Origin of the sequence: Agromyces bracchium, assembly GCF_009709675.1 — a bacterium.
GTDB lineage: Bacteria > Actinomycetota > Actinomycetes > Actinomycetales > Microbacteriaceae > Agromyces > Agromyces bracchium.
This window is the reverse complement of the sequence record NZ_WMLB01000022.1, coordinates 148,236-165,326: the sequence shown is the minus strand read 5'-3', so window position 1 is coordinate 165,326 and position 17,091 is coordinate 148,236. Positions and strand designations below refer to the sequence as shown.

The following is a 17,091-nucleotide window of genomic DNA, read 5'->3' as shown; positions in this document are numbered from 1 at the left end:
CGGATGCCGCGTGCCGCCCGCTCCAGCGTCCGGTCCACGCGGCGCGCGCGCGTCGGGCCCGCGGGCCTGCTCGTCGCGGCACTCGCGATCGGCGTGCTCGCCGCGTGCGGCGCGCCGGCCGACGGCGGCGGCACCGGCAGCGGCGGCGACGACCTGCCCGACGGCCTCGCCGTCGCGGTGCAGCAGGGACGACTCGACGTGCCGCAGGGCCGTCTCGTCGTGCACCTCGAGAACACCGGCGAGCCGGTCACCGTGACCTCGCTCTCGGTCAGCTCCCCCGCCCTCGAACCGGGCATGGACCGCGACGAGCCGTTCGACCTCGGCACGGGCGACGCGATCGACATCCGCCTCGACCTCACCGGCAGCGTGTGCGACGGCGACCCGAGCGCGGTCTCGATCGACCTGCGGGTCGTCGCGGCCGACGGAACCGAACGCGAGGGCAGCATCGAGCCCGACGACCCCTTCGACACGATGGCGCGCATCGCCGACGCCGACTGCCTCGCCGAGTCGGTCGCCGCGGTCGCCGCGATCGAGCTGCCCGAACGCCTGCGCACGATGGGCACGGGCGCCGACCAGCGCGCGTGGATCGACGTGACCGTCGCGCCCGTGGCATCCGGCGACGGCACCCTCTCGATCGACGGCGTGACGGCGACGACGCTCATCGGCAACGAGGAGGGCCAGGACTGGCCGCTCGGGATCGACGTCGCCGCCGGCGACGCACCCGTCGAGGCGGCGCTCGCGGTCCGGCCGGCCCGGTGCGACGCGCACGCGCTCGCCGACGACAAGCGCGGCACCATCCTGCCGTTCACCGTGGCGACCGGCGACGGTCGCGAGGGTCGCCTCGAGGTCGCCTCGGGCGCCGAGCTCAAGGCCGACCTGTACCGCTACTACGCCGAGCGCTGCGGGCTGTAGGCCGCCGCCGCGGCGCCGAGCGGCGCCGCGGGCCGCCCAGCGCGGGCCCTCAGCGCGGCTCGACGACCCGCGCGAGCAGTTCGACGAGGAGCCGCTCGGTGAGCGGCCCGGGCAGCGCCTCGACGAGCGCGAGCACCGGCGCCATCCGCTCGGGCAGGGCCCCACCGGCTCCCTTGCCCCCGAGGAGGCCGAAGGCGGAGAGCAGCGCGGCCGCAGTGTCGGAGTCGGGCCCGGAGGATGCGGCGAGCGCGGTCGCCCCGCCCGGAAGTCGGTCGATGAGGCCGCCGACGAGCGCGCCGCCGTCGATCGCCGGCACGCCGCGGACGGCATCCGCCGCGGCGGCGAGCGCCGGAACCAGCTCGCCGACCACGTGGTCGGTGACCGGGGTGACGGTCAGGTGCGTCGTGTGCGGCAGCACGGTGCCGTCGGACTGGAACATGCCCGGCTGCAGCTGCAGGTGCCAGCCGGCGCCCCGCGCGGCATCCGCCCAGTGGTGCGGGTCGACCCGACGCTCGGACGGGACGGAGGCATCGGACCGGACCGCGAGGAGCGGCCCGACGGGATCTCCGACGACCTCGAGCCCCTCGATGCCGTCGATCGCCTCGCGGAGCGTCGCGGTCGCCGTGGTCGCCCGGGCGGTGAGCTCGGCGAACCCGGGCTCGCCGAGCACCTGCACGATCGCCCACGCCGCGGCGAGCGGACCGGCGGGCTTCGAGCCGGCCATCGTGGGGTTGACGACCGGATACCCGGGCCACGCGGTCGTGGCGAAGTACTGCCGGCGCTGCCGGTCGCGGCCGCGCTGCAGGAGCACCGAGACGCCCTTCGGCGCGTACCCGTACTTGTGCAGGTCGGCCGACAGGCTCGTCACGCCGGGAACGCGGAAGTCCCAGTCGGGGAGCCCGTCACGGAAGGCCAGCGCGAACCCGCCGATGCACGCGTCCACGTGCAGGGCGATCCCGCGCTCGGCGGTCGCCGACGCGACCTCGCCGATCGGGTCGAGCGTCGCGAACGGGTACGAGGGCGCGCTCATCACGACGAGGGCCACGTCGTCGTCGAGTCGCGCGACGACGTCGGCCACGTCGGGCGCTCCGGTGTCCGCGGAGACCGGCACGAGCTCGAGCTCGAGCCCGAAGTAGTGCGCGGCCTTGTGGAACGCGGCGTGCACCGTCGTCGGGGCGACGAGCCGCGGCATCCGCTCGTCACCGTGGTTCGCCTCGCGCCAGACGTCGCGCGCGGTCTTCACGGCCAGCAGGCAGCTCTCGGTGCCGCCCGACGTGACGGAGCCGACGACCTCGGCGCCCGGCGCGGGCGCGCCCGGGCCGGCCTCGCCCGCGGCCTCGCCGTGGAACACCCGACGCGCGAAGCCGACGACGCCCGCCTCCATCGCCGCGACCGAGGTGAACGTCGTCGGGTCGAGGCCGTTGACCGGCTGCACGAGCCGGGCCGCGCGCGCGGCGAGCTCGTCGAGCTCGGCGAGGCCCGAGTCGTAGACGTACGAGAGCACGCGACCGCCGTGGGTCGGCGCGTCGGCCTCGCGCAGCGCTGCGAGCTCCGCGAGCACCTCGTCGGGCTCGCGTTCGAAGGCGTTCATCGGGCGATCTCCTCGGTGGGGACGGGGGTGTCGATGTCGGTGCGCCGCAGCGGGTAGCGCAGCAGCGGCACGAGGCTGAGGAGCACGAGCAGTGCGGGCAGCACGCTGAAGCTCAGCGCGATCCCCGCGACCGCGGCGTCGGGCTGCGCGACCACGTCGGATCCGACCGACTCGAGGTAGCCGGTGGCGGCGAGCACGATCGTGAGCAGTGTCGCGCCGAGCGCCATCCCGGTGGTCTCGCCGGCGGTCCACACCCCGCCGAACGTGCCGGCGCGTCCCGGTCCGTTCGTCCGCGCGTCGTGTGCGACGACGTCGGGGAGCATCGCCATCGGCAGCGACTGCATGCCGGCGTACGCGGCGCCCGCGATCGCGACCGGGGCGTACACCCAGGCGCCCGGCGCCCACAGCATGCCGACGAGGGCGGCGGATGCCACGGCGAACAGGGCGCTCGCGAAGACGAACGAGCGCTCCTTGCCGATGCGGCGTGCGAGCCGGCCCCAGAGCGGAGCGCACAGGATGGCGGGGCCGATGAGGGCGACGAAGAGGAATGTCAGCGCATCCTCGGAGTGGAGGACCCACACGGCGACGTAGTTGGCACCGGCGAGCATGACGCCCGTCGCGAGGCCTTGGAGCAGGAAGCCGGCGAGCAGCAGGCGGAACGGCCGGCTGCGGCGCAGCGCGTCGAGCCCCTCGGCGTAGCCGGCGGCGAGGCTGCGTCGCGCCCGCTCCTCGACGACCATCCCGGTCGGCGCCGTGGTCGTGGCGACGAGCATGCCGACGCCGATCACGACGCCCGCGACGACGGCCATGACCAGGTACCCGATCGCCTCGTCGTCGCCGCCCGCGCGTCGCAGCATCGGGCCGCCCGCGCCGAACAGGAGGATCGCGAGGCTCAGCACGACCACACGCCAGGTGAGCAGCCGAGTGCGCGCGTCGTAGTCGTCGGTGAGCTCGGCCGGCAAGGCGATGTAGGGCACCTGGAACAGGCTGAACGCGGTGGCCGTCGCCAGGAACGCGACCATGACCCACGCACCCGCGACGACCGGGCCCAGCGCGGCGGGCGCGGCGAACGTGACGACGAAGGCGACCGGGAGCACGAGCGCGCCGACGCGCATCCAGGTCCGGCGCGTGCCGGCGACCGCGAGGGCGTGATCGCTCCGGTCGCCGATCCAGGGATCGATCAGCACGTCCCACACCTTCGCCGCGGTCACGACGAGTCCGGCGAGCAGGGCCGTGACGCCGAGGGTGTCGGTCAGGTAGAAGACGAGCACGAGACCGGGCAGCGTCGCGAACCCGCCGGTGCCGATCGAGCCGACGGCGTACCGGGCCACGATGCCGCGGGAGAGCCGCCGTTCCGGGGAAGTCATGCGGGGAAGCATACCCACTCGGCGAGGCCGATCCGGACACGGTCCCCCGGTCTGCGCACCCCTAGACTTGCCGCGTGTCCAACGCCGCCACCCGAACCCCGGCCGTCGCCCCGAGCCCCGCGCGCGACGCCCTCGCCGCAGACCTGATCGCCACGACCGGCCGCACCGCTGCGATTCCGACCCCGGCGACCGGCGAGACGCTCGTCAAGCTGCCGCGATCGAGCGCCGACGACGTGCGCGGCGCGGTCTCGCGCGCACGGCTCGCGCAGGTCGCGTGGGCCCGGGCCGGGTTCGCCGCGCGTCGGAGGATCCTGCTCCGCGCACACGACCTCATCGTCGCCCGGCGCGAGGAACTGCTCGACCTGACCCAGCTCGAGAGCGGCAAGACGCGCGGCCAGGCGTTCGAGGAGGTGTTCCAGGCGCTCTCGGTCGCCAGGTGGAACGCGCTCCGCGCGCAGCGCGTCCTGCGCGGCGGCCGCCGACGCGCCGGAATCCCCGTCGCGATGACCACGCGCATCCGCTACCGCTCGAAGGGCGTCGTCGGCGTCATCACGCCGTGGAACTACGCGATCAGCCTCGCCGCGATGGACGTGATCCCGGCGCTGGCCGCGGGGTGCGCGGTCGTGCAGAAGGCCGACGACCAGGGCGCGCTCTCGGTGCTGGCGCTCCGCCGCGCGTTCATCGACGCGGGGCTTCCCGAGTCCGTCTGGGCCGTGGTCGCGGGCGAGGCCGCCGAGGTCGGCGAGGCCCTGACCGACGAGGCCGACTACATCTGCTTCACCGGATCGACCGCGACCGGGCGCCGGATCGCCGAGAAGGCCGGCCGGCGGCTGGTCGGCGCCTCCCTCGAACTCGGCGGCAAGAACGCGCTGATCGTGCTCGACGACGTCGACGTCGAGCAGGCGGCGGCGGATGCCGCGCACGCGTGCTTCTCGTCGATGGGCCAGCTGTGCGTATCGGTCGAGCGGATCTACGTGCACCGGCGCGTCGCGGACGCCTTCACCACGGCGCTCGCCGCGCGCCTGGCCGACCCGCGGATCGGCTCGGGCCTCGATCACGACGCCGACTACGGCAGCCTCGCCACGGCGGCCCAACTCGACCGCATCCGCGGGCACCTCGACGACGCCCTCGCGAAGGGCGCGCGGGTCGTCGTCGGCGGGAACGCGCGACCCGACATCGGGCCGTGGGCGTTCGAGCCGACCGTCCTCGCCGACGTCGCGCCCGGCATGCGCGCGCTCGACGAGGAGACCTTCGGTGCGATCGCCTCGCTCCACGTCGTCGACGACGAACTCGAGGCGGTCTTCGCGGCGAACGCGTCGGAGTACGGCCTGAACGCGTCGGTGCTCGCCGGCTCGACCCGCCGCGCGCTCCGCGTCGCCGACCAGCTCGACGCCGGCAGCGTCAACGTCAACGAGGGGTACCGCGGGAGCTTCGGCTCCGTCGACGCGCCGATGGGCGGCCTCAAGGCGTCGGGCATCGGTCGCCGCAACGGGCGCGAGGGGCTCCTCCGGTTCGTCGACCCCGTGACGGTGTCGGTGAACACGCGGGTGATCCCGCTGCCGCACACCGGGCGCGACTATGCGCGGCTCAGCGACCTGCTGGTCGTGCTCGCACGAGTGCTCCGCGCCATCCGTCGCGCCTGACCCGGGCCGACCGGTGCGCGATCAGGCCGGGTTCGGCCTCAGGTCGCCTCGGAGTCGAACGGCGCCGACTCCCCTGCGGCGATCGCGTCGAGCTTGCGCTTGCGCTGCAGGTAGGCGGAGTTCTCGTTCACCGCGGCTCGGGCGACGACCGGCTTGGCCGGCTCGGCGAACGGGTCGACCTCGCTCAGCGCCTCGCGCACGATGCGACGCGGGTCGTACTGGCGCGGGTCGAGCTTGCGCCAGTCGACGTCGTCGAAATCCGGGCCCATCTCCTCGCGCATGCGGTCCTTCGCACCGTTCGCCATGTCGCGCATCGACCGCACGAACTTGCCGAGCTGCGCCGCGTAGTGAGGGAGCCGCTCCGGACCGAGCAGGAAGACGGCGATCACCCCGATGATGAGGAGTTTGTCGAAGGTGAGGCCGCCCATGCGGTCAAGGATAGTCGGCGGCGAGGCGTGCGATCGACCGTTGCCTCGACCCCTAGGCTTGGGGGTCGACAGAGTCCCCGGGAGCCGCCACGTGTCCGAACACGACCTGAACTGGAAGTACGTCGACGAATCCGTCGTCGAATCGGAGTCGATCGCGAAGGCCCGTCAGCAGTCCCTCGAGCTCGGCGTCGAGCCGGTCTCCCCGGCCGTCGGCGCGCAGCTGGCCGTGATCGCCGCCGCGAGCGACGCCCGCGCGATCATCGAGGTGGGCACCGGGGTGGGCGTCTCGGGGCTCCACATGCTGCAGGCCGCACGGTCGGCGCACCTGACCTCGATCGACGCCGAGACCGAGTACCAGCAGCACGCGCGCGAGCACTTCGCGGACGCGGGCATCGCGCCGGCGCGTGTGCGCCTCATCGCCGGCCGCGCCGGCGAGGTGCTGCCGCGCATGAACGAGCGGTCGTACGACGTCGTCGTCATCGACGCGGATGCCGCCTCGGTCATCGAGTACGTCGAGCACGGGCTGCGCCTGGCCAAGCCGGGCGGCAGCGTGCTGGTCGCGCGGGCCCTGTGGAAGGGGAGGGTGGCCGACCCGGCTCGGCGGGACGAGGTGGCGACGGCGTTCCGCGGGCTCATCTCGGAACTCGCGGCGTCTTCCGCCGTCGTCACCGCGATCTCGCCGGCCGGGGACGGCCTGCTGCAGATCGTGAAGCTGGGCGCCTGACTAGGCCGCGTTGACGACGCCCCCCAGGACGTCGTAGAGCTCCTTGGCCTCAGCGTCGTTCACCGAGACGACGAGGCGACCGCCACCCTCGAGGGGTACGCGCACGATGATGAGCCGCCCCTCCTTCACAGCCTCCATCGGTCCGTCTCCAGTGCGTGGCTTCATGGCCGCCATTGAGCTACCCCTTTCGTGGCTGAATCTCCATTATCCCGTATCGGGACGCCCGCCCGGGACACCGGGCCGGGCGTTGTGGACGACCCGCCGCTCACGGCGGCGTCCAGTCGTACCCGTCGATGAACCACCCGATCCGCAGCCACACGGCCTGCAGCGCGATCGAGGCCGCGACGAGCGAACCGCGCCACCACGGCGAGCGCGGAACGGCGAACGCGCCGACGATCGGGAAGAGGGGCGCGAGCAGCCGGAACGTGCTCGACTGCGGGAAGAAGACGGCGAGCAGGTACAGCGCGTAGCTCGCGAGCCAGAGCCTGATGTCGACGCCGAGCCGCCGCACCCATGGCGTGAAGAGCAGCACGGCGAACCCCACGACGAGCGCGATCGGCAGGATCGTCCCCATGGGCTGGCCGAGCCACCAGTCCCCCGACTGGAACCAGGGCGTGAGGGGCACCAGCTCGACGTAGCCGATGTACGGCGCCCGCCACGCGAGCTCGGTGTCGGTGTAGGCGGCCGGTTCGCCGGTGAACGCCCACGCGATCGCCGGCCAGGCCAGCCCGACGACGGCGGCGAACAGGGCGACGGATGCCGCGACCACGCGCTCGCGGACGGGGAACGGGTCCCGGGACCGCGTGAACCACCGCACGATCCAGTGCAGCCCGAGCGCGAGCGCGAACGCGAGCGCCCCCGGCCGGGTGAAGGCCCAGATGCCGATCACGGGCACGAGCCATCCGTACCGTCGGTCGACGAGGAGCAGCAGTGCGAGCGCCAGCCAGAGGAAGCCGAGCGACTCGGCGTAGCCGAACCCCATGATCGGCGAGACCGGCGCGACGCAGAAGAGCACGACCGCGAAGAGCGCCTGGTCGGGGTCGAGGACGCGCGACATGAGCCGGTGGAGGACGAGCGCCGCCGCGAGGCCGGCGACGAGCGCGATGACGACGGATGCGACGTCCCACGGCACGCCGACCGTGGTGAAGAGCCGCACGACGCCGGGGAACACGGGCAGGAACGCCCAGGCGTTCTCCGCGACGTGGCCGTCCTCCGTGAACGGCAACTCGGTCGGGTACCCGGCGGCGGCGATGAACGCGTACCAGCGCCCGTCCCAGATGTTCGCGTACTCGAAGTAGCCGGGTCGCGCGCCCGTCCAGGCGTTCGCCGGCTGCGCGTGCGCGAACTGCAGCACGACGACGATCGACACGACACGGGCGGCGAGGTAGACGACGACGACCCGCCCCCACCACGGCAGGAGGCGCCACCGCACGCGCGGCGACCACCGCCCGACCCGGTGCGCGTCGGCCTGCCGCGGCTCGGGCGCACCCGCCGCGGTCTCCTCGCCGACGGATCGGCTCAGCGCGCCGCTCCCGTCAGCCAGGCGCGCAGCGCCGACTCGCACGCGATGATCTCGTCGCAGTCGACGCGCTCGTCGTCGGCGTGCGCGAGGAGCGGGTCGCCCGGGCCGAAGTTCACCGCCGGCACGCCGAGCGCGCTGAAGCGTGCGACATCCGTCCACCCGTACTTCGGCTGCGCGTCGGCGCCGACGGCGCGCACGAACTCCTGCGCGAGCGGGTCGTCGAGCCCCGGCCGCGCGCCCTCCGACGCATCGGTGACGGTGAGCTCGTACTCGGGGAAGAGCGCTCGGACGCGCTCGGTCGCCTCCTCGACGGACCGGCTCGGCGCGAAGCGGTAGTTCAGCGTGAGCACGGCGTCGTCGGGGATGACGTTGCCCGCGATGCCGCCGTGCATGAAGACGGCGTTCAGTCCCTCGCGGTAGTCGAGGCCGTCGACGCGGACGGTCTCGGCCTCGTACGCCGCGAGCCGCTCGAGCGCGGGCGCGAGCTTGTGGATCGCGTTCTCGCCGACCCAGCTGCGCGCCGAGTGCGCCCGGCGCCCCGTCGCGCGCAACTCGATCCGGAGCGTGCCGTTGCAGCCGCCCTCGACCTCGCCGCGCGTCGGCTCGCCGAGGATCGCGAAGTCGGCCTCGAACAGGTCGGGCCGGAGACGCAGGACCCGGCCGAGCCCGTTCAGGTCGGCCGCGACCTCCTCGTGGTCGTACCACATCCACGTCACGTCGACGATCGGCGAGGCGAGCTCGTGCGCCAGCTTCAGCTGCACGGCGACGCCCGCCTTCATGTCGACCGTCCCCCGGCCCCACAGCACCTGCCGGTCGCCGTCGACTTCAAACCGGGTCGGCACGTTGCCGTTGATCGGCACGGTGTCGAGGTGCCCGGCGATGACGACGCGCCGGTCGCGCCCGAGGTTCGTGCGGGCGACGATCGTGTCGCCGTCGCGGATCACCTCGAGGTGCGCGGCATCCGCCAACGCGTCCTGCACGAGGTCGGCGAGCGCACCCTCCTCACCCGAGACGCTCGGGACGTCGCAGATCGCCTGCGTGATGGCGACGACGTCGGCCGACAGGTCGAGGGCGGCCGTGGGCGGGACGGGTGCAGCCATGCCCAGAGTCTACGAGGGCGGATGCGGCGGCCCCCGCCCCGCGTCATCCGCCGTCGCCCGCCCATCGCGCTCGGTACCCTTGGAACATGCCCGCAGACTCGTCGAACCCGACCGCGCCCGCCACCGCCTGGGGCGACGGCCTCGCCACGATCGCCGGCGACGGCACGGTGCTCGACACGTGGTTCCCGGCGCCGCAGCTCGGCGAGCCCGCCGACGCGCCGGAGTGGGAGCCGCCCGTCGGGTCGGTCGGCCCGGACGAGCGGCGCGGGGTCCGCGTGGAGGCCGTGCGCGTCGCCATCCGCCTCGCCGACGCACCGGCGAGCACGTCCGACGCGTACCTGCGGCTCCATCTCCTCTCGCACCTGCTCGTCCGCCCCAACGGGCTCAACCTCGACGGCGTCTTCGGACACCTGCCGAACGTCGCGTGGACCAACGCCGGACCGGTGCACCCCGACGACCTCGACCGGCTGCGTCCGGCACTCCAGCGTGCGGGCATCCACGTCACCGGCCTCGACAAGTTCCCGCGCCTGCTCGACTACGTGATCCCCGATCGCGTGCGCATCGCCGACGCGTCGCGCGTGCGCCTCGGCGCGCACCTCGCACCCGGCACGACGGTCATGCACGAGGGCTTCGTGAACTTCAACGCCGGCACGCTCGGGTCCTCGATGGTCGAGGGCCGCGTGTCGCAGGGCGTCGTCGTCGGCGACGGCAGCGACATCGGCGGCGGCGCCTCGATCATGGGCACGCTCTCGGGCGGCGGCACGCAGCGCGTCGCGATCGGCGAGCGCGCCCTGCTCGGCGCGAACTCGGGCATCGGCATCTCGATCGGCGACGACTCCGTGGTGGAGGCCGGGCTGTACGTCACCGCCGGCACCAAGGTGGTGCTCCGCGGGGGCCCCGGCGAGCGCGACCGGATCGTGAAGGCGGTCGAGCTCTCGGGCCTGCCCAACCTGCTGTTCCGCCGCAACTCCCTCGACGGGCGCGTCGAGGTGCTCTCGCGCGGGGGCGAGGGCATCGCGCTGAACGCCGCGCTGCACGCCTGAGGCCGCGCCCGGCGCCGCGAGCCGACGCGTCGCGTGCGGCGGGGTACAGTGATGACCCGGGGCCGCTCGGACGAGCGGCCCGAGCCATGCGGCGACACGAAGGAGTGACGTGGGAACCGACGCGCCGAGGACCCGACGGACCGGTTGGGCGAAGTTCCTCGTCGGGGCGCTCGTCACGGTGCTCGTTCTCGGCGTCGCGGCGGTCGGGTTCGGCTGGTGGACGGTGCACCGCTCCTTCCCGGTCGAGTCGGGGCGCATCTCGGTCGCCGGCCTGAACGGCGCGGTGACGGTGTACCGCGACGACGCCGGCATCCCGCAGCTCGTCGCCGAGACCGACCACGACCTGCTCTTCGCACAGGGGTACGTGCACGCGCAGGACCGCTTCTGGGAGATGGACTTCCGCCGGCACGTCACCGCGGGCCGAGTCGCGGAGCTGTTCGGCGAGTCGCAGGTCGCGACCGACGCGTTCATCCGCACGCTCGACTGGCGCGGCATCGCCGAGCAGGAGTTCGAGATGCTCGACGAGGACTCGCGGGCGCTCTACGAGGCGTACGCCGACGGCGTGAACGCCTACCTCGCCGAGCGATCAGGTGTCGAGCTCTCGCTCGAGTACGGCGTGCTCGCCCTGCAGAACCCGGGCTACGAGCCGGAGCCCTGGACCCCGGTCGACTCGATCGCGTGGCTCAAGGCCATGGCCTGGGACCTCCGGTCGAACCTCGGCGACGAGATCGACCGCGCGCTCCTGCTCTCCTCCGGGCTCAGCTCGGAGCAGGTCGCGCAGCTGCACCCCGACTTCCCGTGGTCGGCGAAGCCGACCATCGTGGGCGGACCGGTCGCGGCCGCACCCGCCGGGCTCGACGTGCGCGCGGTCGAGGCCGCGACCGCGGCCCGCGGGGAGTCCGCCGCGTCCCTCGCCGCGACCACCGCCGACCCGGAGACGGCGAACCTGCTCGGCGACCTCGCGGCCCGACTCGACGCACTGCCGCAGCTGCTCGGCCCCGAGGGCGGCGACATCGGGTCGAACTCGTGGGTCGTCTCGGGCGCACTCACCGACACGGGCAAGCCGCTGCTCGCCAACGACCCCCACCTCGGGCCGGCGATGCCGTCGATCTGGGTCCAGATGGGGCTCCACTGCGCCGAGCTCACGTCGAACTGCACGTTCGACGTCGCCGGCTACGGGTTCTCGGGGCTCCCCGGCGTCATCATCGGCCACAACGAGCGCATCGCGTGGGGCTTCACCAACCTCGGGCCCGACGTCGCCGACCTCTACCTCGAGCGCGTCACGGAGGACTCGTACGAGTTCGACGGCGCGCTCGAACCGCTCACGACGCGCGAGGAGGTCATCGAGGTCGCCGGCGGCGAACCCGTGACCATCACCGTGCGATCGACGGCGCGCGGACCGATCGTGACCGGCATCGGCGCGGACTTCGCCGCCGTCGCCGAGGGCTACGCGGCCGCCGACGACGCCGAGGAGCCCGCCGCGACCGAGGGGGCGGAGCTCGAGGTCTCGCTCCAGTGGACCGCGCTGCAGCCGGGTCGCACCCCGCAGTCGATCTTCGCGATGAACCGGGCCTCCACCTGGGAGGAGTTCCGCGCCGCCGCCGAGCGCTTCGAGGTGCCCTCGCAGAACCTCGTCTACGCCGACGTCGACGGCAACATCGGCTACCAGGCGCCCGGCCGCATCCCCGTGCGCGCCTCGGGCGACGGGACCGTGCCGCTGCCGGGCTGGACCAGCGAGAACGGCTGGACCGGGACGGTCCCCTACGACGAGCTGCCGTCGGTGCTGAACCCCGACCGCGGCTACATCGTGACCGCGAACAACGCCGTCGAGAAGGACGGCCCGATGCTCACGCGCGACTGGGACCTCGGGTACCGCGCCGAGGGCATCGAGCGCCGGCTCGGCGAGCTCATCGCCGAGGGCGAGCCGATCACCGTCGAGGCGATGGGCGAGATCCAGTTCGACACGCGCGACGCCAACGCCGAGGCCTTCCTGCCGGTGATCGCGGAACTCGACCTCGACGGCGACGCCGCACGCGGCGCGCGCCTGCTCGCCGACTGGGACGCCTCGGCCGACGCCGACAGCGCCCAGGCGGCGTATTTCGCGGTGTTCTGGCGCACCCTGCTCGACGGCATGTTCGGCGGCCTTCCCGAATCGACCCGTCCCGTCGGCGGCGACCGCTGGTTCTCGGTGCTCGGCACCCTGCTCGGCCAGCCCGATGACGCGTGGTGGTCCGATCGGGCGTCCGGCGCGACCGGACGCGACGCCGTGCTCGCCGCGGCCCTTGGCACGGCGTGGGCCGAGGCATCCGCCCTTATGGGCGACGACCCCGCGTCGTGGCGGTGGGGGGAGCTGCACACGCTGACCCTGACGAACCAGACGTTCGGCGAGTCCGGCATCGGACCGATCGAGTGGCTGTTCAACCGCGGGCCGTACGAGACGGGCGGCGGCTCGGCGATCGTGAACGCCAACGGGTGGGATGCGACGCTCGGCTACGAGGTGAACTGGGTGCCCTCGATGCGCATGGTGATCGACCTCCAGAACTTCAACGACTCGACCTGGGTCAACCTGACCGGCGCCTCCGGGCACGCCTTCCACCCGCACTACGACGACCAGGCCGAGCTGTGGCAGGCGGGCGAGACGCGCGAGTGGCCGTTCTCGACGCGCGCGGTGCGACGGGCCGCGACCGACACGCTCGTGCTGCAGCCCGGCCGCTGACGCGGCGCCCGGGTCTCAGCGCCCCACCGAGCTCAGCGCAGCACCGAGCTCAGCAGCAGGCTCGTCTCGCTGTTGACCACGCCGTCGATCGAGCGGATGCGCCCGAGCACGCGGTCGAACTCGCCGAGCGTCTCCGTCCGGAGCTCGGCGACGAGGTCCCATCCGCCGTTCGTCGTGTGCAGCGCGATGATCTCGGGGAACCCTCGCAGGCGGCGGATCACGTCGTCGGTCGTGCGCCCCTCGACCTCGATGAACGAGATCGCGTGGATCGAGAGCGGGTCCGTCTCGTCGCGCACGCGCACCGAGAAACCGACGATGATGCCGGATGCCACGAGCCGGTCGATCCGCCCCGTGACCGTCGCCCGTGCGACGCCGAGCCGGCGCGACAGCTCCGCCACGGGAGTGCGGCCGTCCTCACGGAGCAGCGCCAGCAGGCGGCGGTCGAGGTCGTCGAGTGGTTCCATGTACAGATCGTACATCGCCGTATCGCAGACTGCTCATCTGGGTGACGATCCGTGCGCAGAGGGGTCGTTGCTGTTGCATATCGACGGATCGTACCCTCGAATCACCGAACTGAAAGGATCGAGATGACGAGCTTCGTCGACGTACGCAACATGGTCGGATGGGTCGCCGCAACCGGCCCCGAGCGCATCATCGCGGGGATCATGGAGTACCTCGAGCAGGACTTCGCACGCTGGGAGAGCTTCGACAAGACGCCCCGCGTGGCGAGCCACACGCCGTTCGGCGTCATCGAGCTCATGCCGACGAGCGACCACGAGTCCTACGCCTTCAAGTACGTCAACGGCCACCCCTCGAACCCCGCCCGCGGCTACCAGACAGTCACCGCCTTCGGCGTGCTCGCCGACGTCCACAACGGCTACCCCACGTTCCTGGCCGAGATGACCGTGCTCACCGCGCTCCGCACCGCCGCGACCTCCGCCTTCGCGGCGAAGCTGCTCGCGCGCCCCGACTCCCGGGTCATGGCGATGATCGGCACCGGCAGCCAGGCCGAGTTCCAGGCGCTCGCCTTCCGCCACGCCTTCGGCATCACCACGCTCCGCGTGTTCGACGTCGACCCCGACGCCATCGCGAAGTTCGTCCGCAACATGCTCCCGCTCGGCTTCGCGATCGAGGTCGCCGGGAGCGCGGCGGAGGCGCTCGACGGCGCGGACATCGTGACGACGTGCACGGCCGACAAGGCGCGCGCGACCGTCGTCGCGGACGAGTGGGTCCGCCCGGGCATGCACCTGAACGCGATCGGCGGCGACTGCCCCGGCAAGACCGAGCTCGACCCCGCGATCCTCGACCGCGCCGACGTGTTCGTCGAGTACACGCCCCAGACGCGCATCGAGGGCGAGATCCAGGCCAAGCCCGCCGACTTCCCCGTCACCGAGCTCTGGGAGGTCCTGGCGGGTCGCCGCGCGGGTCGAGCGGAAGCGGACGCGATCACGGTCTTCGACTCCGTCGGCTTCGCCATCGAGGACTTCTCGGCCCTGCGGTACGCGCGCGACCAGGTCGCCGGGACCCGGTACGAGCAGCGGATCGACCTCGTCGCGGACCCGGACGACCCGAAGGACCTCTTCGGCCTCGTCGGCGCCTTCTCGCCGGTGGGCTGAGCGGATGTCCGTCCAGTCCCCCGCCGCGGTCGTCATGGTGCGGCCGCACCACTTCGCGCCGAATCCGCACACGCTCGCCGACAACGGGTTCCAGCCCGACGCCGGCGGGCTCGACCCCGATCGTCTCGCCGCGTCGGCGTACGACGAGGTGACGCGCGCCGCCGCCGCGCTCGAGGCCGCGGGCGTGACCGTCCACCTCTTCGAGGACGAGACCGCGCACCGACCCGACAGCGTCTTCCCGAACAACTGGATCTCGACGCACTCGGGCGGGCACATCGCGCTGTTCCCGATGTTCACGCCGAATCGTCGGACCGAGCGCCGCAGCGACATCGTGGAGCTCCTGAAGACCACGTACCGTGTCCAGGACGTCATCGACTACTCCGGGCTCGAGTACGACGACGTCTTCCTCGAGGGCACCGGGGCGATGGTGCTCGACCACGAGTCGCGCATCGCGTACGCCGCACGGTCCAACCGAGCCGATCCGATCGCGCTCGAGCGGTTCTGCACGAACTTCGGCTACGAGCCGATGGTCTTCGACGCGGTCGACGGGCGAGGCGTCGCGGTGTACCACACCAACGTGATCCTCAGCATCGCGACCGAGTTCGCGCTCGTCGCCGCCGACATGTTCGTCTCGCCCGCGCGCCGCGACGAGGTGCTCGGCCGGCTGGCCGCCCGCGGCCGACGCGACGTGATCGAGCTCGACAACGCGCAGGTCGACGCGTTCGCGGGCAACGCCCTCGAACTCTGGTCCGCGGACGGCCGCGTGCTCGCGCTCTCGCGCACGGCGTTCGACGCGCTGACCATCGACCAGCGGGCCCGGATCGAGCGCACCGCGCGCCTGCTGCCGCTCGACGTGCCGACGATCGAGCTTGCGGGCGGGTCCGTCCGCTGCATGCTCGCGGGCATCCACCTCGACCCGCGGCCGGGTCTGGTCGAGCACCGCTCGGCGCCGGTGGACGACGCCGCGGCCGACGAGATCGCCGCGCTCTGACGCGGGCTGCGGCATCCGAGCCAGGGAACGACGAACGGCCCGTCCGAGGACGGGCCGTTCGTTCTCGCCGCGGATCGGGCGCGGCTCAGTGCGTCGGGTAGTGCCGCTCGCGTGAGCCCGTGTACAGCTGCTGCGGACGACCGATCTTCGTGGCCCCGTCGAGGTTCATCTCGCGCCAGTGCGCGATCCACCCGGGCAGGCGGCCGATGGCGAAGAGCACGGTGAACATCCGCGTCGGGAAGCCCATGGCCTTGTAGATGACGCCGGTGTAGAAGTCGACGTTCGGGTAGAGGCGCCGCTGCTTGAAGTAGTCGTCCTCCAGCGCGAACTGCTCGAGTTCCTTCGCGATGTCGAGCAGCGGGTCGTTCACGCCGAGGCCCTCGAGCACCGCGTCGGCGCTGGTCTTCACGATCTTCGCGCGCGGGTCGTAGTTCTTGTAGACCCGGTGGCCGAAGCCCATGAGCTTGACGCCGTCCTCCTTGCGCTTGACGCGCTCGACGAACTTGCCGACGCCCTCGCCCGAGTCGCGGATCTGCGCGAGCATCTGCAGCACGGCCTCGTTCGCGCCGCCGTGCAGCGGGCCCGAGAGCGCCTGGATGCCCGCGGAGATCGACGCGTACAGGTTCGCGCCGGTCGAACCGACCAGGCGCACCGTCGACGTCGACGCGTTCTGCTCGTGGTCCTCGTGGAGGATGAGCAGACGGTCGAGCGCCTTCGCGAGCGTCGGATCGATGCGGTACGGCTCGGCCATGTTGCCGAAGTTGAGCCGCAGGAAGTTCTCGACGAAGTTCAGCGAGTTGTCGGGGTACAGGAACGCCTGGCCGATGCTCTTCTTGTGCGCGTAGGCCGCGATCACCGGCATCTTCGCGAGCAGGCGGATGGTCGTGAGCTCGACGTGGTCGGGATCGTGGGGGTCGGACGAGTCCTCGTAGTAGGTCGAGAGGGCGGCGACGGCGCTCGAGAGCACCGCCATCGGGTGCGCGGTGTGCGGGAGCGCGGAGAAGAACCGCTTCAGGTCTTCGTGAAGGAGCGTGTGCCGACGGATCTTCTCGTCGAACTCGGCGAGCTGGTCGGCCGTGGGCAGCTCGCCGTACATGAGCAGCCAGGCGACCTCGAGGTAGGTCGAGTGCTCCGCCAGCTCCTCGATGGGGTAGCCGCGGTACCGCAGGATCCCCTGCTCGCCGTCGATGTAGGTGATGGACGATCGCGTGGACGAGGTGTTCACGAACCCGTAGTCGAGCGCGGTGAGACCGGTCTGCCGGGTGAGCGTCGACAGGTCGATGCTCGGGTTGCCCTGCGAGGCGTGGTGGATCGGGAATTCGGCCGTCCCGCCGGGGAAGTTCAGCGTCGCGGTGTCGGCGTCGACCCCGACGGATTCGTTCACGACGTTGCTCACGGCGTCTCCTGTGATCGTCACTGTCTCGCGGTTCCCTGCTCT

Annotated in this window: 15 protein-coding genes; 7 read left to right on the top strand and 8 right to left on the bottom strand. The window is 72.6% G+C overall.

What is annotated here, in order from left to right:
- Positions 1 to 3: 3 nt before the first annotated feature.
- On the top strand, positions 4 to 912 hold the full coding sequence (locus GJ743_RS09255; protein ID WP_155051618.1) for a hypothetical protein: 909 nt from the start codon (positions 4 to 6) through the stop codon (positions 910 to 912).
- Between the two features lie 49 nt (positions 913 to 961).
- Here GJ743_RS09255 and GJ743_RS09250 read toward each other — a convergent pair whose 3' ends face one another.
- Both GJ743_RS09250 and GJ743_RS09245 read right to left on the bottom strand, forming a co-directional pair.
- Positions 962 to 2,503 (bottom strand): pyridoxal phosphate-dependent decarboxylase family protein, encoded by a 1,542-nt coding sequence (locus GJ743_RS09250; protein ID WP_155051616.1) that lies wholly within the window; start codon positions 2,501 to 2,503, stop codon positions 962 to 964.
- A complete protein-coding gene (locus tag GJ743_RS09245; RefSeq protein ID WP_155051615.1) occupies positions 2,500 to 3,870 on the bottom strand; it encodes an MFS transporter in 1,371 nt (456 codons plus the stop codon). Before GJ743_RS09245 ends, GJ743_RS09250 begins: the two co-directional genes overlap by 4 nt.
- 74 nt (positions 3,871 to 3,944) lie before the next feature.
- Between GJ743_RS09245 and GJ743_RS09240 the strand changes: the two genes are divergently transcribed.
- Complete coding sequence (locus GJ743_RS09240; RefSeq protein ID WP_328288995.1) at positions 3,945 to 5,513, top strand: succinic semialdehyde dehydrogenase; 1,569 nt, start codon at positions 3,945 to 3,947, stop codon at positions 5,511 to 5,513.
- Between the two features lie 38 nt (positions 5,514 to 5,551).
- Here the strand turns inward: GJ743_RS09240 and GJ743_RS09235 are convergent, their stop codons facing one another.
- On the bottom strand, positions 5,552 to 5,941 hold the full coding sequence (locus GJ743_RS09235) for a twin-arginine translocase TatA/TatE family subunit (RefSeq protein WP_155051613.1): 390 nt from the start codon (positions 5,939 to 5,941) through the stop codon (positions 5,552 to 5,554).
- Between the two features lie 91 nt (positions 5,942 to 6,032).
- On the opposite strand from GJ743_RS09235, the gene GJ743_RS09230 reads away from it, so the two are divergent.
- Positions 6,033 to 6,665, top strand: coding sequence for an O-methyltransferase (locus tag GJ743_RS09230; RefSeq protein WP_328288994.1), 633 nt, complete (start codon positions 6,033 to 6,035; stop codon positions 6,663 to 6,665).
- Here GJ743_RS09230 and GJ743_RS09225 read toward each other — a convergent pair whose 3' ends face one another.
- The 3 genes from GJ743_RS09225 to dapE all read right to left on the bottom strand — a co-directional run bounded on the left by GJ743_RS09225 (position 6,666) and on the right by dapE (position 9,287).
- Positions 6,666 to 6,839, bottom strand: a complete 174-nt coding sequence (locus tag GJ743_RS09225; protein WP_019179788.1) for a DUF3117 domain-containing protein — start codon at positions 6,837 to 6,839, stop codon at positions 6,666 to 6,668.
- Between the two features lie 91 nt (positions 6,840 to 6,930).
- A complete protein-coding gene (locus GJ743_RS09220) occupies positions 6,931 to 8,229 on the bottom strand; it encodes a hypothetical protein (protein ID WP_328288993.1) in 1,299 nt (432 codons plus the stop codon).
- A complete protein-coding gene (gene dapE / locus GJ743_RS09215; protein WP_155051611.1) occupies positions 8,184 to 9,287 on the bottom strand; it encodes a succinyl-diaminopimelate desuccinylase in 1,104 nt (367 codons plus the stop codon). Before dapE ends, GJ743_RS09220 begins: the two co-directional genes overlap by 46 nt.
- A gap of 86 nt (positions 9,288 to 9,373) precedes the next feature.
- Between dapE and dapD the strand changes: the two genes are divergently transcribed.
- Both dapD and GJ743_RS09205 read left to right on the top strand, forming a co-directional pair.
- On the top strand, positions 9,374 to 10,330 hold the full coding sequence (gene dapD, locus GJ743_RS09210; RefSeq protein ID WP_155051609.1) for a 2,3,4,5-tetrahydropyridine-2,6-dicarboxylate N-succinyltransferase: 957 nt from the start codon (positions 9,374 to 9,376) through the stop codon (positions 10,328 to 10,330).
- A 109-nt stretch (positions 10,331 to 10,439) separates the two neighbouring features.
- Positions 10,440 to 13,046, top strand: coding sequence for a penicillin acylase family protein (locus tag GJ743_RS09205; RefSeq protein ID WP_328288992.1), 2,607 nt, complete (start codon positions 10,440 to 10,442; stop codon positions 13,044 to 13,046).
- A gap of 32 nt (positions 13,047 to 13,078) precedes the next feature.
- Here the strand turns inward: GJ743_RS09205 and GJ743_RS09200 are convergent, their stop codons facing one another.
- Positions 13,079 to 13,510 carry an Lrp/AsnC family transcriptional regulator gene (locus GJ743_RS09200; protein WP_155051607.1) on the bottom strand — a complete coding sequence of 144 codons (432 nt, stop codon included), beginning with the start codon at positions 13,508 to 13,510 and terminating at the stop codon, positions 13,079 to 13,081.
- Between the two features lie 123 nt (positions 13,511 to 13,633).
- Here GJ743_RS09200 and GJ743_RS09195 point away from each other — a divergent pair, with 123 nt between their 5' ends.
- Positions 13,634 to 14,662, top strand: a complete 1,029-nt coding sequence (locus tag GJ743_RS09195) for an ornithine cyclodeaminase (RefSeq protein ID WP_155051606.1) — start codon at positions 13,634 to 13,636, stop codon at positions 14,660 to 14,662.
- A 4-nt stretch (positions 14,663 to 14,666) separates the two neighbouring features.
- On the top strand, positions 14,667 to 15,653 hold the full coding sequence (gene ctlX, locus GJ743_RS09190) for a citrulline utilization hydrolase CtlX (RefSeq protein WP_155051604.1): 987 nt from the start codon (positions 14,667 to 14,669) through the stop codon (positions 15,651 to 15,653).
- 85 nt (positions 15,654 to 15,738) lie between these two features.
- On the opposite strand, the gene GJ743_RS09185 is transcribed toward ctlX, so the two are convergent.
- Positions 15,739 to 17,037 carry a citrate synthase gene (locus tag GJ743_RS09185; RefSeq protein ID WP_328289013.1) on the bottom strand — a complete coding sequence of 433 codons (1,299 nt, stop codon included), beginning with the start codon at positions 17,035 to 17,037 and terminating at the stop codon, positions 15,739 to 15,741.
- Positions 17,038 to 17,091 lie beyond the last annotated feature (54 nt).